At 56.6% G+C, this 20,951-nt stretch carries 22 protein-coding genes; 11 read left to right on the top strand and 11 right to left on the bottom strand.

Going from position 1 to position 20,951, the window contains the following annotated elements:
* Nucleotides 1-260: 260 nt before the first annotated feature.
* On the bottom strand, nucleotides 261-533 hold the full coding sequence (locus ARCT_RS0114140; RefSeq protein WP_027240667.1) for a hypothetical protein: 273 nt from the start codon (nucleotides 531-533) through the stop codon (nucleotides 261-263).
* Nucleotides 505-3,315 carry a [protein-PII] uridylyltransferase family protein gene (locus ARCT_RS0114145; protein WP_027240668.1) on the bottom strand — a complete coding sequence of 937 codons (2,811 nt, stop codon included), beginning with the start codon at nucleotides 3,313-3,315 and terminating at the stop codon, nucleotides 505-507. The genes ARCT_RS0114140 and ARCT_RS0114145 overlap by 29 nt, the downstream gene beginning before the upstream one ends.
* A gap of 572 nt (nucleotides 3,316-3,887) precedes the next feature.
* Here ARCT_RS0114145 and ARCT_RS0114155 point away from each other — a divergent pair.
* Together ARCT_RS0114155 and ARCT_RS0114160 are read left to right on the top strand one after the other, a co-directional pair.
* Nucleotides 3,888-4,556, top strand: coding sequence for a cupin domain-containing protein (locus tag ARCT_RS0114155; RefSeq protein ID WP_027240669.1), 669 nt, complete (start codon nucleotides 3,888-3,890; stop codon nucleotides 4,554-4,556).
* A 376-nt stretch (nucleotides 4,557-4,932) separates the two neighbouring features.
* Nucleotides 4,933-5,610 (top strand): nitroreductase, encoded by a 678-nt coding sequence (locus ARCT_RS0114160; RefSeq protein WP_027240670.1) that lies wholly within the window; start codon nucleotides 4,933-4,935, stop codon nucleotides 5,608-5,610.
* 185 nt (nucleotides 5,611-5,795) lie between these two features.
* On the opposite strand, the gene ARCT_RS28260 is transcribed toward ARCT_RS0114160, so the two are convergent.
* Nucleotides 5,796-5,936 carry a hypothetical protein gene (locus ARCT_RS28260; RefSeq protein ID WP_161631324.1) on the bottom strand — a complete coding sequence of 47 codons (141 nt, stop codon included), beginning with the start codon at nucleotides 5,934-5,936 and terminating at the stop codon, nucleotides 5,796-5,798.
* Here ARCT_RS28260 and ARCT_RS0114170 point away from each other — a divergent pair.
* The 9 genes from ARCT_RS0114170 (at nucleotide 5,935) to ARCT_RS0114210 (ending at nucleotide 17,043) form a co-directional block, all read left to right on the top strand.
* Entirely contained in the window at nucleotides 5,935-6,738 is an 804-nt protein-coding gene (locus ARCT_RS0114170; protein WP_027240671.1) for a class I SAM-dependent methyltransferase, read from the top strand. The two genes, ARCT_RS28260 and ARCT_RS0114170, sit on opposite strands and share 2 nt — an antisense overlap.
* A gap of 665 nt (nucleotides 6,739-7,403) precedes the next feature.
* Nucleotides 7,404-7,655, top strand: a complete 252-nt coding sequence (locus ARCT_RS26085; protein WP_036784906.1) for a PepSY domain-containing protein — start codon at nucleotides 7,404-7,406, stop codon at nucleotides 7,653-7,655.
* Nucleotides 7,656-7,671: 16 nt separating this feature from the next.
* Nucleotides 7,672-8,256, top strand: a complete 585-nt coding sequence (locus ARCT_RS0114180) for a cytochrome b/b6 domain-containing protein (RefSeq protein ID WP_027240672.1) — start codon at nucleotides 7,672-7,674, stop codon at nucleotides 8,254-8,256.
* Between the two features lie 74 nt (nucleotides 8,257-8,330).
* Entirely contained in the window at nucleotides 8,331-8,855 is a 525-nt protein-coding gene (locus ARCT_RS26090; RefSeq protein WP_205855527.1) for a helix-turn-helix transcriptional regulator, read from the top strand.
* Nucleotides 8,852-9,556: a VIT1/CCC1 transporter family protein gene (locus ARCT_RS0114190; RefSeq protein WP_027240673.1), complete on the top strand. Its 705-nt coding sequence runs from the start codon at nucleotides 8,852-8,854 to the stop codon at nucleotides 9,554-9,556. Before ARCT_RS26090 ends, ARCT_RS0114190 begins: the two co-directional genes overlap by 4 nt.
* Before the next feature lie 791 nt (nucleotides 9,557-10,347).
* Nucleotides 10,348-10,539 (top strand): methylation-associated defense system helix-turn-helix domain-containing protein MAD1, encoded by a 192-nt coding sequence (gene mads1 / locus ARCT_RS0114195; protein ID WP_027240674.1) that lies wholly within the window; start codon nucleotides 10,348-10,350, stop codon nucleotides 10,537-10,539.
* Nucleotides 10,539-12,728 carry a type I restriction-modification system subunit M gene (locus ARCT_RS26095; RefSeq protein WP_084300871.1) on the top strand — a complete coding sequence of 730 codons (2,190 nt, stop codon included), beginning with the start codon at nucleotides 10,539-10,541 and terminating at the stop codon, nucleotides 12,726-12,728. The genes mads1 and ARCT_RS26095 overlap by 1 nt, the downstream gene beginning before the upstream one ends.
* The gene (locus tag ARCT_RS0114205; protein ID WP_051360759.1) at nucleotides 12,729-13,952 is read left to right on the top strand and encodes an AAA family ATPase; all 1,224 of its coding nucleotides are present in this window, start codon (nucleotides 12,729-12,731) and stop codon (nucleotides 13,950-13,952) included.
* Nucleotides 13,942-17,043: an HsdR family type I site-specific deoxyribonuclease gene (locus ARCT_RS0114210; RefSeq protein ID WP_027240676.1), complete on the top strand. Its 3,102-nt coding sequence runs from the start codon at nucleotides 13,942-13,944 to the stop codon at nucleotides 17,041-17,043. The genes ARCT_RS0114205 and ARCT_RS0114210 overlap by 11 nt, the downstream gene beginning before the upstream one ends.
* A 30-nt stretch (nucleotides 17,044-17,073) precedes the next feature.
* Here ARCT_RS0114210 and ARCT_RS26100 read toward each other — a convergent pair whose 3' ends face one another.
* From ARCT_RS26100 to ARCT_RS0114250, 8 genes are all read right to left on the bottom strand, one after another.
* A complete protein-coding gene (locus tag ARCT_RS26100; protein WP_027240677.1) occupies nucleotides 17,074-17,256 on the bottom strand; it encodes a hypothetical protein in 183 nt (60 codons plus the stop codon).
* Nucleotides 17,257-17,260: 4 nt separating this feature from the next.
* Nucleotides 17,261-17,608: a hypothetical protein gene (locus tag ARCT_RS27115; RefSeq protein ID WP_154665359.1), complete on the bottom strand. Its 348-nt coding sequence runs from the start codon at nucleotides 17,606-17,608 to the stop codon at nucleotides 17,261-17,263.
* Entirely contained in the window at nucleotides 17,605-18,339 is a 735-nt protein-coding gene (locus ARCT_RS0114225; RefSeq protein ID WP_027240679.1) for a lysozyme, read from the bottom strand. The genes ARCT_RS27115 and ARCT_RS0114225 overlap by 4 nt, the downstream gene beginning before the upstream one ends.
* 71 nt (nucleotides 18,340-18,410) lie before the next feature.
* Nucleotides 18,411-18,725: a phage holin family protein gene (locus tag ARCT_RS0114230; protein ID WP_027240274.1), complete on the bottom strand. Its 315-nt coding sequence runs from the start codon at nucleotides 18,723-18,725 to the stop codon at nucleotides 18,411-18,413.
* Complete coding sequence (locus tag ARCT_RS0114235; protein WP_027240680.1) at nucleotides 18,725-19,159, bottom strand: hypothetical protein; 435 nt, start codon at nucleotides 19,157-19,159, stop codon at nucleotides 18,725-18,727. The genes ARCT_RS0114230 and ARCT_RS0114235 overlap by 1 nt, the downstream gene beginning before the upstream one ends.
* A gap of 4 nt (nucleotides 19,160-19,163) precedes the next feature.
* On the bottom strand, nucleotides 19,164-19,496 hold the full coding sequence (locus tag ARCT_RS26110) for a hypothetical protein (protein ID WP_036784914.1): 333 nt from the start codon (nucleotides 19,494-19,496) through the stop codon (nucleotides 19,164-19,166).
* A gap of 12 nt (nucleotides 19,497-19,508) precedes the next feature.
* The gene (locus ARCT_RS28400) at nucleotides 19,509-20,018 is read right to left on the bottom strand and encodes a hypothetical protein (RefSeq protein ID WP_027240681.1); all 510 of its coding nucleotides are present in this window, start codon (nucleotides 20,016-20,018) and stop codon (nucleotides 19,509-19,511) included.
* A 12-nt stretch (nucleotides 20,019-20,030) separates the two neighbouring features.
* Nucleotides 20,031-20,942 carry a hypothetical protein gene (locus ARCT_RS0114250; protein ID WP_154665360.1) on the bottom strand — a complete coding sequence of 304 codons (912 nt, stop codon included), beginning with the start codon at nucleotides 20,940-20,942 and terminating at the stop codon, nucleotides 20,031-20,033.
* Nucleotides 20,943-20,951: the final 9 nt, after the last annotated feature.

The following is a 20,951-nucleotide window of genomic DNA, read 5'->3' on the forward strand; positions in this document are numbered from 1 at the left end:
CCGCAAAGGCGGCAGGATTGAGACAAATTTAGTTCAATTTAACGAAATCGAAATCTATTTGCAGATTGCCCCCACCGCCGTCTCCCGGCGCGCTCGGCCAAGACCGCCCCTGCCCCCCCTGGACCACCTCTGGGCCACCCCTGACAGGGGCTGACCGCAGGGGCCAACAAACCAGGCAAAAGGTGCAACAAGCCAAAGCTGCACCAAGGGGCCAGTTCAGTCGAGCAGGGTGAGGTTCAACCGCGCAAGCGGGGTGGAAATCAGTCGCGCGAGCGCGAGCGCCAACCGCCGCGACGGCGCGGCATTGCCATTTCCTCCAGCCCCTGTTGCAGCACCACGGTCATCGGGTGATCTGAAGGTTCGCTGCTATAATGCTCCAGGATCTGGGTGATCGCAGCCCGGTTGTCCAGCTCGACAGGGAGGCTCAGCGCCCAGTCCAGAAAGATGCTGCGGCATTGACTCGCGGTAATGCCCTCGATCCGATAAGCCTCGCGGATCAGCTGTTTATGATCCAGTTTCGCCATCGTCTGCATGCCCCGTTTCCTTCTGTAAGGTCCGCGAGATAATCGCAGCACAGTTCTTATAGGCCTGTTCCAGAGCCTGTTCCAAGTCTTCCAAACATCCATAACCGGCACTGCGGCTCAGGAAGAGCGCACCGCCCTCTCCCATTGTGTCTTTGTCAAGAGAGCCGCCAGACAGCTGCCGGGCAGCTGTCTGCACCGACCAATATAGGGCGTAGGCCTTTTGCAGAACCAACGCATCTGCGGCATCCAGCCAGCCGCCAGCGACAGCCTGCTCCAGCCCATTTGCCACATCACGCTGCGCAGACTGCGCCAAGAGCGCACCAGCCTGCGCCAGCAACTCAATATCCATCATCCGTCCGGCGCCGGTTTTGGCATCCCAGACTCCGGATGAGGTCTTGGCGGAGGCCAAACGATCGCGCATATGTGCCACCTCGGCCAGCACTTTGACTTGCGACCGCTGCCGGGCAATCACGCTGCGCCGAAAGGTTTCAAATTCCTGCATCAACCGCGGCTCACCGGCGATCACCCGCGCCCGTGTCAGGGCCAGATGCTCCCAGACCCAGGCCTCGTTCTCTTGGTAATGGGTAAAGGCCGACCAGCTGGTAGCCACCGGCCCCTTGTTGCCCGAAGGACGTAGCCGCATGTCCACCTCATAAAGGCGCCCCTGCGACATTGGCGCCGACAATGCCGTGATCAATGCCTGCGTCAGGCGGGCGTAATAGGACCGCGTGGCCAGCGATTTGCGACCCTGCGACATCTCGATACCCTGTGGATCATAGACCACGATGATATCAAGATCGGACTGCGCATTAATCTGCCCCGCCCCCAAAGAGCCCATGGCAATAACAATTGGTCCCGCTCCCGGAGGCGGGCCGTGTTTGACAGAAAACTGGCGGATCACCCGGGGAAACAGCGCCTGGATCACCGCCTCTGCCAATTCGCTATACTGTGCCCCTGCGGCTTTGGCGTCCAGCAAGCCGCGCAGGTGGTGCACACCAATGCGGAAATGCCATTCTTTGCACCAGCGCCGCGCGCTGTCCAACTGGGTCTCGTAATCGTCCTCCAGCTCCAGCACCGCCTCCAGCCCTGATCGCAGCACCGCGCTCCCTGGCCAGTCTTCAAAGAAGCTGCCCCCGATCACCGCATCAAAAACGCCAGAGTTGCGCGACAGGAACCCGGCCAACTCGTACGATGTGCCAACAATATCAACCAATAGATCCAGCAGTTGCGGGTTTGCCTCGAACAGGGAAAACAACTGCACCCCCGCAGGCAGACCCGCCAGGAACCCATCCAGCGCCAGCAGGGATTCAGCAGGTTTGGCCGTACGCGCCAAGCGGTTCAGCAGCTCTGGCTTGAGCCGGTCAAATATCTGTGCGCCCCGCTCCGAGCGCAGGGCCGGATATCCGCGCCAGCGGCCAATGACGCTTTCGTCAAAGCCATCGGGAATGACAGGTTGAGGCCGCGCCGCAGCATCGGGCGCAAAGAAGTCTTCGGTCAGCTCATGCACCTCAACCAGACGGCGGTGAATCTTTGCCTGCAATTCCGCCGGATCCTCCCCCATCAGGCAGGCGACGCGGGCAATGCCCTCGCCAGAGTTTGGCATTTTGTGGGTCTGGGCGTCATGCACCATCTGAATGCGGTGCTCCACCTCGCGGTGGGACCGGTAATGCGCGCTCAGCCGGGTAGCGACCTCTGGCTGGATCCAGTCCTTTTGAGCAAGAGCCGCAAGCCCCTCGACCGTGCCGCGCAGCCGCAGCCCTTCGTCCCGCCCCCCGGCAATCAACTGCCGGGTTTGGGTGAAAAATTCGATCTCGCGAATACCGCCGCGCCCCAGTTTCATATCATGGCCCGGTACGGTGATCGGACCACCGGTGCCCTTGTTTTCACGGATGCGCAGCCGCATGTCGTGGGCGTCCTGAATGGCGGCAAAATCCAAATGGCGGCGCCAAACAAAGGGGCGCAGTGTTTTCAGGAAAGCCTCCCCCGCAGCCAGATCCCCGGCGCAGGGACGTGCCTTGATATAGGCGGCACGTTCCCAGGTCCGGCCCAGACTTTCGTAATAGCGTTCTGCCGTCTCCATCGCCAGACAGGCGGGAGTGACCGAGGGATCCGGGCGCAGCCGCAAATCGGTGCGAAAGACATAGCCGTCTGCCGTGCGGTCGCTCAGCGTCGTGCACATGTTGCGGGTCGCCCGCGCCATCGCCTGTCGCACCTCAAAAAAGTCATCGGGATCAAAACGGGTCTCGTCAAACAGGCAGATCAGATCAATATCCGAGCTGTAGTTCAGCTCATAAGCGCCCATTTTCCCCATGGCGAGAATTGAAAGCCCCCCCGCAGTTTCAACATCCGCCTCGGTGAGCCCCGGCAGTTTCTTGCGCCGAATAAGCGCGGCGATTTCCGCCTTTATCGCCACATCTGCGCTCAGCCCGCCAAAGTTTGTCAGCGCCGTGGTCACCTCTTCCAGCGACCAGCCGCCGGATAAATCACAAAGCGCTGTCAACAGCGCCACCCGGCGTTTGGCCTGCCGCAGGCCTGGTTTCAGCTGATCTGGGGCCAGGGCGCGGCAATCGTCAAAAACACCTGCCAAAGCCTGTTTGGGGCCGCTCAAGGCCTCGCCAATCCAAACTGCCTCCTGCTCGATCAATCTGCGCAGATAGGGGCTGGAGCCCGCAGCCCCAGAAATGAGCTGCCCGGTTTCCGGATTGAGCCCAGCAACCAGATCACGAGATTCGGCGCCCAGATCAGGGTCATAGGCAATGGGGAGGCGGGTTATTTTCAGCTGTCCAGACATGCCGAACACTGTTCTGCCTAAACAGCAACGTCAATCCGAGAACCGCACAAACATGGCAAGAAAGCGCGGGTAAATGCAGGAAAAACCAGCCCGGAGGTACGGAATACCAGTCTCCCCAAATTTTGCCACAGCCCTTAAGAAAGCCTTGCTGCTATGCTCTTCCATTTGTTTGTTTCTTGACGGGTAACGAGTGTGAGTGTGTGTTTTAGCTTTTCTGGCGCGGGACATATTCCTTGGCCCTTTTGGAAAAGCTGGTGTTTGGTTTATTTGTTTATCAGTCGGTAGATCATAGCAGCTTCTCTCCCCTCCGCTTAAAATTCGGCTTATCCAACGGGTCACAGCGCATGGCGCGATCAACAGATGGTCAGCACTGCATCCTGCACTGACAAAAGCGTGAACCACTCTGCCTTTACCCTGCTCGCCGATCTACCTACTCGTAGGTACACCCAGAACTCACCGCTATATCTTTAGGGACAAATACAAACGCGAGCCTCAAGCCGAGCTGACTGCGGGTTTCAACATTCCGCTTTCGGTTCTCGGATCGACAGAGGTTCGCAAACGGAGACACGTTGATGGACATTAATGCAGACTTCACCAAACGCGCCTTGGTTCATTCCGCTGATGAGCCCTGGGTTGCCTCCCCGATGGCTGGTGTTGATCGGCGGATGCTTGACCGAATTGGAGATGAGGTGGCCCGCGCCACCACAATTGTAAGATATGCCCCCGGTAGCCATTTTTCCGCCCACACCCATACTGGCGGCGAAGAGTTCATTGTTCTGGAGGGGGTGTTTCAGGATGAACATGGGGACTATCCGGCAGGCAGCTATGTCCGCAACCCGCCCACCACCAGCCACACACCGGGATCCAAAGCGGGCTGCACGATCTTTGTCAAACTCTGGCAGTTTGACATGGCGGACCGGACCCAGTTTTGCAAGAAAATGACCCAGGATGCGGCCCCTGGCAAAGATGGTATTGCCACGCTTGAGCTGCACCGTGACGCCCGCGAAAGGGTCACCTATCACCAAATTTCTGCGGAGACCTCTTTTGAGGTAACCGACCCTGGAGGCATTGAACTGCTGGTGCTCGACGGCAGCCTGCGCGAGGCTGGCGATCAACTTGAAACCGGTGCCTGGCTGCGCCTGCCCGAAGGACAGCCGCTTAGGGCCTTGTCAGGGCACAAGGGGGCGAAGGTCTGGGTGAAAACCGGCCACCTGCGCTTTGCCAAACCTCCGGCGGCGTGATGGGAAGGCAGACCAGGACGCAGCTCATGGACGCAGCAGAACAGCAGATGCGCCCAAAAGGTGCCGATGGTTTCAGCTCTTCCGACCTGAGCGCCGAAGTCGGCATTCACAAGTCCCCCCATCACCAGCAAGGCACACAATCGGGATTGCCCCCGCGTTTACCCCTACGCTTGCCCCCTGCGCTCCCCCTGTGGCTTGGGCGTTTGTGCCGCTGCGGCACATCTGCAAAACCATCTATAAAGCCGTGATCGCGCGCCCTAAGATCGCCACTGAACAGGTTTTGTCCCAAGGACAAGGCAACCCGGCGTCCCCATAAAACAACCGCATCCGGCGGGAGTTTTGGGGAAGAGGCGGGAATGAAATAAAGGGACAGGTGATGGAACTCGAACAGGCAATAAACGAGCGGCGCTCAATTCGTGGCTTTACCAAGGAGCCCGTTTCAAAAGAACTCCTGCAGGATATCATTGCGCTGGCCAACCGGGCGCCCTCGTCGATGAACACCCAGCCCTGGCACCTGCATGTGCTGACCGGAGAGCCGCTGGAACAGGTGCGCCGCGGCAATACCGAACGGATGCTGGATGGAACACCGCCCAGCCGCGATATTGAAGACTACGCCGCCTATGAGGGCGAGCACCGGACCCGCCAGATCGAAATTGCGGTACAGTTGTTTGAAGCCATGGGGATCGAGCGGCACGACAAGGAGCGCCGCCAGGACTGGGTGATGCGGGGCTTCCGCCAGTTTGATGCCCCCGTCTCAATTGTTGTCTGCTTTGATCGGTCGCTTTTGGACAATACCATTGCCCATTTTGATACCGGTGCCATGACCTACGGGCTGGTGCTGGCTGCCTGGAGCAAGGGCCTGGGCGCGGTGATCAATGGGCAGGGTATCATGCAAAGCCCGGTGGTGCGTGACGTCGCCAACATTCCCGAGGACCAGATTATTCTGACCTGTGTGGCTTTGGGATGGCCAGATGAGGATTTTGTCGCAAACTCAGTGGTTTCGCGTCGCCGCGCGCTCGAAAACACCACCCATTTTCTTGGCTTTGAAGGCTAGTCCCCGCCCCTCCGCAAGCCGCATTTTCCCCCTGCGTCCTGCGGGGGGAAGCCCCCTCAGATCCGCTGCAGTGACCGGGCCTTCTGCGACACCAAGCACGTGCAACATCCCTCCCCCGCCCCCCCAAGGCCGTCCTGATTGGCTGATATCGGCAAGACTGGCCCGCAGGGTCAGATTTCTTGCGATCATTCCATGCTCCGCTGCCAGCGCGCCGCCTTGAACGCCAGGGAGCCTGAACCCGACCCCTGCGCCGCTGCGTTTTGGCGACTTTTTTCTTTCTTTTTCAGTTCGAAAAGTGAATACCCCGGGGCAAGGAGTAGCGACATGAATATTTTGAACAGAATTTTCTACAAAAAAAGAAAGTTTTACGACGACGATTTTGACTGGGAAAGCTACACAGCGGATTCCTATAAACGCCGTTTGATTGGCGACGTTGAAAAAGATCACGACGTCATTGCCAAGTCCACCGAGCTGAGTTTCGACCCGGAAACTGGCCATGTGATCAAACAGGGCCGCTCGCTGCATCCCAACCAGCATTTGATCTACGAAGTCATTGGCCAACTGCAACCCGCTTCGGTTCACGAAGTCGGCTGCGGTGCGGCTGACCATCTGGGCAATGCTGTCGCGTTTTATCCCAACACCCAGTTTTCTGGCAGTGACCGTGGTGCCACGCAACTTGACCTTGCGCGCAGCCGTCACCCCGAGCTGAAAGACCGTCTGAAGCTGCAGGACATCACCATGCCGTTTTCTCGCCAATGGCCGAAATCGGATCTGATCTACAGCCAGGCTGTCCTGATGCATATCCATACTGCAGTCAGTCACTTTGTGGCCCTCTGCAACATGGTCAATATGGCCAACAACTACGTTTTGCTGATGGAGAACTATCAGTGCCACAATTTTGTTCAGGACATTATTGGGCTGCGTGACGGGGGGCATCTGGCCTGGGATGAAACCCATATCTATCGGTTTGATGGATCAACCGGCGCCCGGGCGATCCTGTTGTCGAGAACCCCACTGGACTATGAAGAACTGACCAGTGACGCGCAAATCCGTGCAGGTCTTGACCCGTCGCGTCGGCGTCTGAACCGCGCTGCCGAAGACAGCTCCAGGGCAACGTTCGGATACTAAAGTCGCAAGACTTGCAAAGATGCAGATATGCGGCGGTTCTCAACTCGGAAACCGCCGCTTAACTACGCCTTCCCCAGGCCTCTTCTCCTAATTGCGCTGATCGGCTATTACCCGGCCTGATTGCTCAGCCTGTTGGCTTTCGCATTCCAAAACAACAATCGGATCTGCGAGACCCAAGACCTATTCTGCCTGTCCCGTTCTGCCTGTCCCGTTCTGCCTGTCCCGTTCTGCCTGCCCCGCGCGAACCGGGGCTGATTTTGCAACGCCCAGACAAGCCGCATCCTGCGCGACCGGGACCCACCTTCCGTTCGAAATACGGTTTCGCAAGCGCCATACCATAGGTGGTTGGTTCCACCGGTAGCATCCCACCCCACGGGTGCAGTTTCTGTCAGATGAGGACCGGAGACCATCCCCCCTCGAATTGGGTCTCCTGCTACTTCTCAACCGGCCCTTCGGTGCTTGCCCTGATACTGGGTTTTCAATTTGGTCATAAAAAACAGTCACTTCTTCGGCACAAAACCGCCGTAAGCAGCCGCTTATGCGGCCCGCCCTAAACTTGTTGCCACTAGAGGCGGCCGCTCCACGCGCCAAAATGACCGTGAGCGACAACACGAGTTGCCGCCTTGTCCAGCCGAAGATCCGGCAGAAACGTAAGGAATACTCAAATGCGCAAATTTACCCTGCTTGCCCTGCTTGCCATCGCCTCTCCCGCCCTTGCCGATAGCATCACAAAAGACAGTGTGCTTGGCACCAACATGGAAGAGGTACAGGCCTCGCTGACTGCGATGGGCTATGACGTCCGCAAAGCTGAGATGGAAGACGGACAAATCGAAGTCTACTTCGTGCGCGACGGTCAAATGGGAGAGGTCTATGTGAATCCCCAGACCGGCGCAGTCATTAAGCTAAAGACGAAGTGATCGCATTATGGCTCTCATGTCCAAACAGAACAGCGGGCGCACAGGCGCCCGCGACAGAACAGGTGCCCGCGATATCCTGGTCTGGGACCCGCTGGTCCGGTTAATACATTGGTCGCTTGCCCTGACCATTCTTCTCAATGGCGCACTGGTGGAGGAGGAAAGCAAAGTTCACGAATGGATCGGCTACATCGCGCTTGGGTTGGTTGGTATTCGTCTGGTCTGGGCTTTGATCGGCCCGAAACACGCGCGGTTTTCGGCCTTCCCACCAAGCCCAGGCCGGGCAATCCGATACCTCCGAGACGTCCTTTCTGGCGACCGGACTGTGCACCTGTCGCACAATCCACTTGGGGCTCTTATGGTCTACAACATCTGGATCTCGGTCATAGTCATCGGCAGTACGGGCTACATGATGACCACGATCTCCTTCTTCGGTGTCGATTGGGTCGAGGAACTGCATGAGGTTGCTTTTGGCTGGCTGCTGTTCTCGGTTGCGCTGCATGTGGCCGGTGTGGCGTTTGACAGCTGGCGCTCCGGTGTCAATCTGGTCCGTTCCATGGTAAGCGGGCGCAAAGCCATTCCGAAAGGACGCGAGATAGAATGAGGCAAACGCTGAGGCCCACAAAAACCAGGGAAAGGCGCGCAACGGTTGTTGCGGGCCTTATCCTTTTACAGGCCATGTGCGCGCTGTTCTTCATCGGCGATGTGGTCAAAGACTTTCGCGAGGACGGGCAGTTTGACAATCCACATCTGATCCTGGAATCTGTGGCTGCGGCATCCCTTATTGCTGGCGTCATCTTTCTCATGTTTGAACTGCGCGGCCTGCTGGCTCGCATGTCGGAAATGCAGCGCGGGCTTGATATTGCCCGTGGCCATCTGGCTGAGATCATTGATGCCTTCTTTGCCGAATGGAAGCTGACAGCCGCGGAACGGGACGTCGCCATCATGATGCTCAAAGGGGTGGACAACGACACCATCGCACGCGTCAGGAAAACCGCACCAGGAACGGTACGGGCACAGGCCACACGCATCTATTCAAAATCGACGACAGACGGGCGGGCGCAGTTCATCAGCCTCTTTATGGAAGAGTTGTTGTCAGGCGACATTGCACCCGATGAAAATGTCGCTCCGGAAAGTTCAGAAAATCCCAACAAAAAGACCGCGGGATCGCCAAAGCAATCCTCTGCAAAGGAACTCACATGAATGACGTAAGCGCCCACCCGGATGACCCCCACTACATCAACCGAAGCGGCTGGCTGCGGGCTGCGGTGCTTGGTGCCAACGACGGCATCGTTTCGGTGTCTTCGCTTGTTGTCGGCGTGGCGGCCGCAAACCCGGCCCCCTCGGCGGTACTGATCGCGGGTGTTGCAGGGCTCGTCGCCGGAGCGATGTCAATGGCAGCAGGCGAGTATGTTTCTGTTTCCTCGCAGTCTGATACAGAACGTGCGGACATCGAACGCGAGAGAATAGCATTGGTCGATATGCCCGAGGAAGAGCTCGCGGAGCTGGTCGAGATCTACAAAGAACGCGGGTTGAGTGCGCAAACCGCCGAGGCCGTCGCAAGAGAGTTGACAGAAAAGGACGCGCTGGGGGCACATATCCGCGACGAACTGGGCCTGTCGGAAATCCACACCGCAAACCCGCTTCAAGCAGCGCTGACCTCCGGAGCGACCTTCAGTGTCGCCGCCGCCGTCCCCGTCCTTGCCGCGTTTTTGGCACCGCCCTCAGCAATTATCTCAACAGTGCTGATCGTCACGGTCATCGCTCTGGCTGTTCTGGGCATGTTGGGAGCCAAGGCAGGTGCGGCCCCAGTGTTACCCGCAACCACCCGGGTGGTTGTGTGGGGCGTTTTTGCAATGGCGGTGACCGCCTTTGTGGGGTGGCTGTTCGGAGTGAGCGTCTAGCCCCTATCCTTGCTGCCGGCCATCAGAAACTGGATTGGGGGCCGCCGCCTCGCCGCCAATTCCCCCCCCGATCGCCGGAGGTTGAAAGGAAGACCATTGGCACAAACCAAGCACCGAGCGCGCGCAAGATTTACGCTGAAATCAACGGGGAGCCTGCACGCCCCAGTGTCACGCCCTGCATTTTCCCTCGCGCAGCTCGACAAACCTTATGGCGCTTCAAGCGGCGGTCATGGTGCGGGCCAAAGTGGGGACCAAAACGCATAAAATCAAAAAATATTCAATGTTTTCATAGCGTATTTGGTGCGGGCGGTGAGACTCTCAATGGTATGACAAATCAATAACTTAACCCCATCAAAGAGTAAAATATGCGTAACACCTCACCTTTTACGTAAAGCCCCTCCACCACAGCTCCCGATCCACAATCAAATGATTTCCATTTATTTTCAACGCAGTTTGAAGATTAGGCATACATGGTTTGGAGTAAAAATCACGGGTATGGGCGACTTCAAAATCGCCCCTGCCCCGACCTTTCTGCCCGTATCGACCAGACCCGCAGCGGGGTCGCGCCCTTGGAGCTGTCGGTCTAGCTAAGCTGTGCTGACCGGCGGCAACCAGTCCGAAGCGAACGTAATCAATTAGATGCAGCGGTAGCCACAAATCACAAAGCCAGGTCAGCACTATCAGAAGTTCTTGAACCTGGCGACAAAGGATAAGGAGCGAGAACCACACTTGCTCGTTCAATCTCTGTCCTCTAGTTTCAACCCATATCCCTCAGAGAGGACATTTTCGAAATGCCCAACGAAGATATTTTGACCGTGAAAGAGCTCGCTGAGTATCTCAAAATCGCTGAGAAAACGGCCTATCGGTTCGCATCTGAGGGGAAGGTTCCCGGTTTCAAGGTGGGAAGCGCATGGCGGTTTCGGAAAAGCGAGATCGACCGCTGGATTGCCGAGCAAGAACAAAAACAAGAAGGGGAGCAATAATGACAGGTCAGCAACAAGCTGAGGCTTTGCGCCGGGAAATCTGGCAAATCGCAAATAGAGTGCGGGGTGCGGTCGATGGCTGGGACTTCAAGCAGTTCGTCTTGGGCGCGTTGTTCTATCGCTTCATCAGCGAGAACTTCACAAACTACATCGAAGGTGGTGACGACAGCATCGATTATGCTGGCATGTCGGACGCTGACATCCCCGATGAGGCCAAAGTCGATGCGATCAAGACCAAGGGCTACTTTATCTATCCCAGTCAGCTCTTTCAAAATGTGGCCAAGACCGCGAGCAAAAACGACAGCCTGAACACCGACTTGGCAGAAGTCTTTTCGGCGATCGAGGCTTCAGCGAGTGGCTACCCGTCCGAAGACGACATCATTGGCCTCTTTGCTGACTTCGACACCACCAGCAACCGCCTTGGTAACACGGTTAAGCAAAAGAACGAGCGTCTGGCGGAAGTCCTCAAGGGCGTAGAAAGTGTAACGTTGAACTTCGACGAGAACGAAGGCGATCTGTTTGGCGACGCCTACGAGTTCCTGATCTCAAACTATGCGGCCAATGCGGGCAAGTCAGGTGGCGAGTTCTTCACACCAACCCATGTGTCCAAACTGATCGCGAAACTGGCCTTGCACAAACAAACCAGCGTCAACAAGATCTACGATCCGGCGGCGGGGTCCGGCTCGCTGCTTTTGCAGGCTAAGGATGAGTTCGACAAACACATCATCGAAGACGGTTTCTTCGGGCAGGAGATCAACTACACCACTTACAACCTCGCCCGCATGAACATGTTCTTGCACAACATCAACTACGACAAGTTCAACATTCAGCACGGCAACACGTTGATGGAGCCGCACTTTGGCGATGACAAGCCTTTTGATGCCATCGTGTCGAACCCGCCCTATTCGGTGAAATGGAAGGGTTCAGACGATCCAACCCTGATCAATGATGAGCGTTTCGCCCCCGCAGGTGTACTGGCCCCGAAGTCGAAGGCGGATTTTGCCTTTGTCCTTCATGCGCTGCACTACCTGTCGGCCAAGGGGCGGGCTGCGATCGTTTGCTTCCCCGGTATCTTCTACCGTGGCGGCGCGGAGCAGAAGATCCGCAAGTATCTGGTCGACAACAACTTCGTTGAAACGGTGATTGCCCTCGCGCCGAACCTGTTTTTCGGCACGACCATTGCCGTAACGATTTTAGTACTGGCCAAGAACAAGACCGACACCGCAATACAGTTCATCGATGCAACGGGTGAGGCGTTCTTCCGCAAGGGCACGAATATCAACATCATGGAAGACCGGCACATTGCCGAGATCATGAAGATGTTCGACAACAAAGAAAACGTGCCTCACGTGGCCGAAACCGTTCCCTACGACACGATTGTCGAGAAAGACTACAACCTGTCGGTCAGTGCCTATGTCGAGCCAAAGGATACTCGCGAAGTCGTCCACATTGCCAAGCTGACTGCCGATCTAGAAGCTACTGTCGCCAAGATCGACCAGCTGCGTGCAGACACCGGCGTCATTGTCGCGGAGATCGAGCACTTCCGGGATCATTTATTGGATTATGAAGGCAAAAACGTTGAGTACTTACCCATGGGTGATGAGCGGGTGGGAACCTTCACGCGTGGCGGCGGGCTCCAAAAGAAAGACTTCGTCGAGTCTGGAGTAGGTTGCATTCACTACGGTCAGATTTACACCCACTACGGGACATATGCCCGTACAACCAAAAGCTTTGTTTCAGAGGAGTTTGCCAAGAAAGCTCGCATGGCAAAGCCAGGCGACTTGGTGATTGCGACAACGAGCGAGAACGATGACGACGTTTGCAAGGCGGTCGCTTGGCTCGGTGATGAGGAAATCGCCGTCAGTAGCGACGCATGCTTTTATTCGCACAAATTAAATCCACTGTTTGTCGCCTATTTTTTCCAAACTGAGCAGTTTCAAAGGCAAAAACGCATACACATTACAGGTGCAAAAGTGAGGCGCGTCAACGCCGATAGTCTGGCCAAAATCTTGATCCCTGTTCCCTCTGCCGACGACCAAGAGCACGTCGTCAACATCCTCGGAAAGTTCGAGGCGCTAACCATGTCGCTCGGCGACGGCCTGCCACGTGAAATCAAGTTGCGTCAGCAGCAATATGGATACTACCGCGACTTGCTCTTGAGCTTTCCCAAATCCGTCGGAGCTGCATAGATGGCAGAGCTGAACGAAGCTCCAGAACCACAAGAAGACAAGCTAAATGAAATCGCTCAAAAGCTCGTCGACGCTGACAAAAAAGTGCAGCTGGTCTATGCCTTCAACGGCACCGGAAAGACTCGGTTGTCTCGCGCGATTAAGGAGCATCCATCTCTTGCCCCTGAACAGGAACAAGAGGTGGAGCTGACTCAGCGAAAGATCCTATATTACAGCGCATTTACTGAGGACCTATTCGTATGGGACAACGATACTGAAAATGACGAAGTCCGGAAACTTAACATTCAGCCGAATGTTTTCACAGACTGGATTTTGAATTCTCAGGGTGATGAAAGGATCATCAAACACTTCCAGCGCTACACAGACGAGCGGTTAACGCCTGAATTCCCGCCAAAGACCGAGCAAATCACAAACAGCGAGGGCAGACGGGAAAATATTACCACCTACCCTGAGGTTCACTTTTCCCTCAGGGGGGGCAGCGAGCTTAAACCGAATATCAAGATTTCAAAGGGTGAAGAGAGCAATTTTGTATGGAGTGTGTTTCTGTCATTGCTGGAAGAGGCGGTTGAAATCCTATTGGATGACCAAGACGAAAGCGACCGTTTCAAAGAGCTTAAGTATGTCTTCATTGACGATCCGGTCAGCTCGCTAGATGAAAATCACCTGATCGAGCTGGCCGTGGATTTGGCGACTTTGATCAAATCAGCAAAAGATACCGGCCTGAAATTCATCATCACCACCCATAACCCGCTATTTTACAACGTTTTGCACAACGAACTATGCAATGACGACACTAGGTTGAGATGGCGGAACGCGCGAGCAAAAGCAGAAGCGTACTTATTGCAGAAGTATGAAGATGGGAGCTTTGATCTTTCGTCTCAAAACGATCGCCCATTCTCCTATCACTTGCACCTGCTTTCAGAGGTGCAATCTGCCATCGGAAGCGGGAGCGTAAAGAAGTATCACTTCGGGTTCCTGCGAAATGTCTTGGAAAAGACAGCAACTTTCCTGGGGCATAAAAAATGGGAGCAATTGCTGCCGGAAACCACTGAGGGAAGGGTTAGTTCGCTCGCGTGGCGGCATTTGAACTTGGCCAGTCATTCCGCCCATAGCGGCGAAGAAACCGGTGAACTGAGCGCAACAGACCGAGACGAACTGAACAACATAGTCCAGCATATTATTGATCAGCACAAATTTAGAGATCTACGTCCCGATGACCAGTAAAACGACACCCATTGCAGAGACGCCCAATTACATCGTCCTCGACAAGTACACCAAGGAGTGGGAAGCCACTGATTGCTACCAGAGCGAAGACGATCTGGAACGCGAATTGGTGCAGGATCTGGTCAATCAGGGCTATGAGTTCCTACCTGCTCTGACGACCCCAGATTCCATGCTTGCCAATGTGCGGGTGCAGCTGGAGCAGCTGAACAACGTCGCGTTTTCAGATGATGAATGGAAGCGTTTTGTCGAGACCTACCTCGACAAGCCGAGCGACAGTATCGTCGACAAAACCCGCAAAATCCACGACGACTACATCCACGATTTTGTTTTCGACGACGGGCGCATCCAGAACATCTACCTTGTCGACAAGAAGAACATGGCCCGCAACAAGCTGCAGGTGATCAAGCAGTTCGAGCAGGTCGGCACGCACGCCAATCGCTATGACGTAACGATCCTGGTCAACGGTTTGCCATTGGTGCAGATCGAGCTGAAAAAGCGCGGCGTGGCGATCCGGGAAGCGTTTAACCAAATCCATCGCTACAGCAAGGAAAGCTTCAACAGCGAGCATTCCCTGTTCAAGTTCCTGCAGCTCTTCGTGATTTCGAATGGCACCGACACCCGGTATTTCGCCAACACTACCAAGCGTAACAAGAACAGCTTCGACTTCACCATGAACTGGGCGAAGTCGGACAACAGCTTGATCAAAGATCTGAAAGACTTCACTGCTACTTTCCTTCAGAAGCGCACGCTGCTTAACGTTTTGCTGCAGTATTCGGTCTTCGATGTCAGCGATACCTTGCTGGTCATGCGCCCCTACCAAATTGCTGCGACAGAACGCATTTTGTGGAAGATCAAAAGTTCATTTGAGGCCAAAAACTGGAGAAAGCCAGAGAGTGGTGGCTTCATCTGGCACACCACTGGCTCTGGCAAAACGCTGACGAGTTTCAAGGCTGCGCGGTTAGCGACTGAGCTGGGATTTATCGACAAGGTCTTCTTCGTCGTGGACCGTAAGGATCTCGACTTCCAGACCATGAAGGAATACCAGCGATTTTCTCCTGACAGTGTAAACGGCTCTGACAGTACGGCCGGGTTGAAGCGCAACCTGGGTAAAGACGATAACAAAATCATCGTCACGACGATTCAGAAGCTGAATAATCTTATGAAATCTGAAGGTGATCTGCCGGTGTACGATCAGCAGGTGGTCTTTATTTTCGACGAGTGCCACCGCAGTCAGTTTGGTGAGGCGCAGAAGAACCTGAAGAAGAAGTTCAAGCGATTTTACCAGTTCGGTTTCACCGGAACGCCGATCTTTCCTGAGAATGCACTTGGGGCTGAAACGACCGCCAGTGTATTTGGCCGTGAACTACATTCCTATGTGATTACTGACGCCATTCGGGACGAAAAGGTTCTAAAGTTCAAGGTCGACTACAACGATGTGCGTCCCCGGTTCAAAGCCATCGAAACAGAGCAAGACGAAAAGAAGCTCAGCGCTACTGAAAACAAGCAAGCGCTTCTTCATCCAGAACGTATTCGGGAAGTCTCGCAGTATATACTGAACAACTTCCGTCAAAAAACTCACCGGATGCAAGCAGGCAGCAGTCGTTTCAACGCCATGTTCGCCGTCAGCAGTGTCGATGCGGCAAAGCTCTACTATGAAACCTTAAACACGCTACAGGCAAACAGTGAAAAGCCGCTAAAGATCGCGACAATCTTCTCGTTTGCAGCCAACGAAGAGCAAGACGCGATCGGGGACATTCAGGACGAGAGCTTTGATGTGTCAGCGATGAATAGCAGTGCGAAGGAATTTTTGAGCGCCGCAGTCGACGACTATAATGCCTTCTTCAAGACGAATTTCAGTGTCGATAGCAGTGGTTTTCAGAACTACTACCGCGACCTTGCCAGCCGGGTTCGCTCGAAGGATATCGACCTGCTAATTGTCGTCGGCATGTTCCTTACTGGCTTTGATGCTCCGACGCTCAATACCTTGTTTGTTGACAAAAACCTCCGCTACCATGGCTTGATGCAGGCGTTTTCCAGGACCAACCGGATCTACGATGCGACCAAGACATTCGGCAATATCGTAGCGTTCAGGGACCTTGAGCAAGCGACCATTGATGCGATCACGTTGTTCGGTGACAAAAACACAAAGAACGTTGTGCTGGAAAAGAGCTACGACGAGTACATGAATGGTTTCGTTGATCAGGAAACCGGGGCGGCGCGACGCGGGTTCATTGATGTTGTGAAGGAGCTAACCGAACGCTTTCCCAATCCGGACGAGATCGTCAAAGAAGAAGACAAGAAGGAGTTTGCAAAGCTCTTTGGTGAGTATATGAGGGTCGAAAATGTGCTTCGGAACTACGATGAATTCTCAGCATTGAAGGCCTATCAGGGCCTAGACCCGAAAGACGCCGATGCCGTCGAGGAGTTCAAGCAAAAGCATTACTTGAACGATGTTGACCTTCGCGACTTGGAGGCAATCGACCTACCCTCAGAGAGAGCGGTTCAAGATTACCGATCATCGTACAATGATATTCGCGATTGGCAACGTCGAGAAAAATCGTCGGCTGAACAAGAACAGAACAATATCGAGTGGGATGACGTCGTTTTTGAGGTCGACCTTCTTAAATCGCAAGAGATCAACCTTGATTACATCCTCGAGCTGATCTTCGACAAGAACAAGAAAGTGAAGAGCAAGGGAGATCTGATTGAAGATGCTCGCCGTGTCATTCGCGGCAGTCTTGGCAATCGGGCAAAAGAGAGTCTGATAGTGGACTTCATCAACCAGACTGATCTTGACAAGATTGATGACAAGGCTGGTGTGATCGACGCATTTTTCTCTTTTGCCCAAGCGGAGCAACGCAAGGAAGTCGAAGAGCTTATCAGGTCAGAAGATCTAAATTCTGATGCAGCAAGACGCTATATTTCGGCTTCCATAAAACGCGAATTTGCAAGTGAAAACGGCGCTGACCTAAATGCTATACTTCCCAAAATGAGCCCACTAAATCCGCAGTTTCGGACTAAGAAGACGACCGTCTTCGAGAAGATTACGGCCTTTGTCGAAAAGTTCAAAGGTGTGGGGGGGCAGATCTAGTGATCTATGCGACCCATCACCGACCTACCTTTACTGCCCGTCTGGCAGGTCCAGGATCTCAGCCACGGCCTCCAGCTTGCCATTGGCGCAGGACCGCCCCCGCGCCTCGGCAATCAGGGCATCCGACATCTGGCCCTCAGACCGGGGCAGCGGGCCGGTGTATCCGGCGCAGGGCTGCAGCAGATCTGCCGGCACATTTGGCGGCGGTATCATCGCCTCACTGGCCGGTTGAGAACAACCGGCCAGCAGTAGCGGCAAGCAAAGGCGATAAAGGCGCATCGCGGCCCTCCATGTTTTGCATCTCGTCTGATAGCGCCCCCCAGGTGCGGGCCTCATCGGCGGCGCGGTCCAGGTGGGCGCGGTGAATGCGGGCGGTCTCGGCGGCTTGCTGCAGGCTGGCCTGCGCTGTTGCCAGATCCACCTGCGAGGCCGCCAGCTCTGCCCGCAGCCTGGTGCGATCCTGGAAGGCGGCGCCAATGGTCCAGACCACCCCGGCCAGCAGGGCCACCAGGGCAAGCCCTGGCAGATTGCGCAGCACCCAACCCCATATCCTAACCGGGATCATGCCGGTTCTTTCAGGGCCTGATGGCACATGGCGCGCTCGGCGCCGCGCCGGTTGCTCAGCCCCGGTATGATCCGCCCGCCTGCCCTGTTCCAGCGCGGCAGCTCATTGCAGGCGCCTGTCAGATCCCCGACATTGGCCTTACGCACCAGGGTCGATTTGCAGGCCGCCCCTGCCCCGACGTTGTAGGTCCAGCTGACCAGGGCGATCTTCATGCCCACCGGCACCGGGTGTTTCAGGCATTTGTCCAGCGCCACCTCATAGGCAACGATCTCGCGCGCCAGCATTTTATCGCACTCGGCCTTGCTGTAGCGATCACCCGGTTGCACCCCCTTGGTTTCTCCATAGCAGACGGTCCAGATACCCACGACATCGCGGTAGGCCTCGGTCCGCAGGCCCTCCCACTGGCCAATGAAGCCAATGGCCGTGCTCATGGCGATGCCGCTGCCCGCGATCAGCCCAACCGTGCGCCGCCGCACCGCGCCGCCCGTGTCGCGCCGGAAGGCGGCAAGGCCCGACAGCCCGGACAGCCCGCTTTGCAGCACCAGCCGCGCCGGGATCGCCAGCACCTGACACGTGGCCGAGGCCATGGCAAAATACAGCGGATCCCAGCCCAGCATGCCGGGTTGGACCAGGGCCAGAAAATATCCGCCCAGCAGAACCAGGCTCGCCAAAATGAGCCAGACAGACCAGGACTTGCCAAGCGTGGCGCGCCAGTTTGAGATCAGTTTCATAATGTTTGCTCCAATGCAAAAGACCCCGCCAGCGGCAGGGTTGGTTTCAGGTTTTGGGTTTTGTGGTAGTTTTACGGCTTGGCGCGCAGCAGCCATTTGGTCAGCAGCACCTCAGCCCCGCGCGGGCCGATATAGGCCGCCAGCGCCACAATGCCGGTGGTCACGGTGGGCCCGGCGCCCATGTAGCTGGCAATGGCCTCGCCAATGATGGCCATGCCGATGGCCACCGGTATTTCCCAGAGCAGCTCCGGGCCAAAGAAACGCCGCTGGCCTTTGCGCACCTCGCCGGAATGCCACATCAAGCGGCCTATACTGGCCCCGACCAGCGTGGTGGCAGCACCACCCAGCAGGTTCGACATCCAGTCGATCAGCCCCGGCTCAGGCATCACCCCGCCCCCAGAGTGTTCAGCGCCGCATCAAGCGCCACCAGGGCGGCCTGCACCTGCGCAGGCGTTGTCGCGACCTCAATTGCCGCGCGGGTTTTGCGCCGCAGACCGGCCAGCTGGGCCGCGATGTCGGCATAGCTCTCAGCCATCGCGACAATCGCCGCTGCCAGATCCGCAACCGCTTCGCCGGTAATGGCCGCCTCGGCCTGCAGCATGGCCAGCTGATCGGCGCTGGCCGCATCCGCCAGATACCCCCGCGCCGCCAGGGCCTTGGTGGCCCAGCTGTCGCGTTCCGCCTGGGGCACCTGGCCGGTGATTTCCGATGCCGCCGCTGCGAGCTGCTGCAGCGCCCGAGACAGGCCGTCAGCCTTGGCCTGCGCCAGGCCCTCGGCAGCGTGGGTTTCTGCGGTGGTGATCGTGAGCAAGAATGTCATGGGCCTATGCCTCCGGCGTGGCAGGTTTGCGGATGATGGGATCGGGCACGGCCCCGGCGACAACGCTCAGAACCGGCGCGACGGTGGGCTGGTGCGCCGCGGCTGTGGCTGCGTCATAGCGCCAGCGCAGCGACAGGGTCAGCACGCCGCCACTGCGCCTGATGCGCCCCACAAAAGGATGATCGCCCTCGGGCTCAGCAAAGCCGCCCTCGGGCACGGCGGAGAGATCATAATCCAGGCCATCGACGGTGAGCGTGTCGCCTGCAACGCTGGCGGAGGTTTCAGGCTGGCCAGGTTGGCCGGGCAGACCGGCGCTGCAGATAAAAGTGATATGCATGGGAACGCTCCTTTAGAACCAGCGGCCAGTGGCTGTCATGTGAAGTAAAACGGTATCGGAGGCACCAAAGCCCGTGGCGCCGATCTGGTTGCGCAGGCCCAGGTGGCCCACAGAGGCACTTGCAACATCCACGAAGACCTGCCCCAGTTCATTTCTTGTCGGCGTCAGGTTTGCAGTCGCGCTGTCGTTATCGACACTCCCCTCCAAAACCAGCCCAGTGACGGTGCTGAAGGCGGCGGGGAATGCCCAAATCCCAAACATAAGATCCGGCACCGAATAACTCAGCTGGACCAGATGGGTGCAGATCTGGGTGCCATCGGGGAAGCGCACATAGGCGCCATTGGCATTGCTGCCCCTTACGACCCCAGCGCCGCTGTCCAGGTAGCTGCGCCAGTCTTCCATGAAGCCGACAAAATCATCGGTGGCCCATTTGAACAGAGCAAACATCTTGGCGTCAAAATCTGCCTCTGGCGCAGAGCGTGACGGAATAGCCGGCAAAGCCGGGGCAATGGGTGCTGCCATGGTTGCGCACTCCTATTTGATGGTTTTGAGAACAAGGGTGAAGATTGAATCCCCAGCCGCATCCAGCGGCTGCGTGTGGTCATCGACAAAGCCAAGGCCCTCGATGCCGTAGTTTGGCGCGTATTCGCTGGAGCCATAAAAGGCGGTCACCAGACCATCCACCTCGGCCACCAGATCCATCACACGCGGCGCCTGCACCGTCGGCACCCGCAAAGGCACCGTCACCTTGCGGGTGGAACCGCGCTTGATCAGCAGCTCATCGCCAAACTGGTCAAACTCCTTGCGGCTGTGGCTGACATGGCCGACCTCGGCGCCATCCATGATACTGCCCAGAATATGGTTGCGGCCCAGCACGATATGGCCAACCTCGGCCACCGCACCCGGTGCGGAGATGGTGATATCGATCTGATGACCGATATAGCCGGGAAAGCCGTTCAACACCTTCTGGCGCGCATAAAAAATGCCGCCAAAGAAATAGGTGTACATGCTGACCACATGGCCCGTGTCTGCCAGCACAAAGGTCTGATCATAAATCAGGGTGCCGCCGTCGCGCACGGCGATCTGCACCGCCCCCGCCGTGAGGCCAAACAGCGAGATCGCATCGCAGTCCCGCGTTGGCACAATGGAATAGGTGATCTCATCGGCGCGGCTGGCCTTGTTGGAGCGGCGATTGTCAAAAGCCGACCAGCGCCGGGTGGCAAGCCGCAGATCCAGCCACCAGCTGCCAGCATCCGAGACCGGGTCATGACCCAGATTGCCGGGCTGCACGCTCTCATAGATGCGGTGGGTCACCAGCGATATCACCCGATCCCCCAGGGCATAGGTGACGCCCACATCCCAGACCGGATGATCATCCTCGGCAATATTGGAGCCCACCAGCTCAACATCGGTGACCGGCATCGGCGCAATAATATTGAAGTCCATCACAGCACC

It is taken from the genome of Pseudophaeobacter arcticus DSM 23566 (assembly GCF_000473205.1).
Taxonomy (GTDB): Bacteria; Pseudomonadota; Alphaproteobacteria; order Rhodobacterales; family Rhodobacteraceae; genus Pseudophaeobacter; species Pseudophaeobacter arcticus.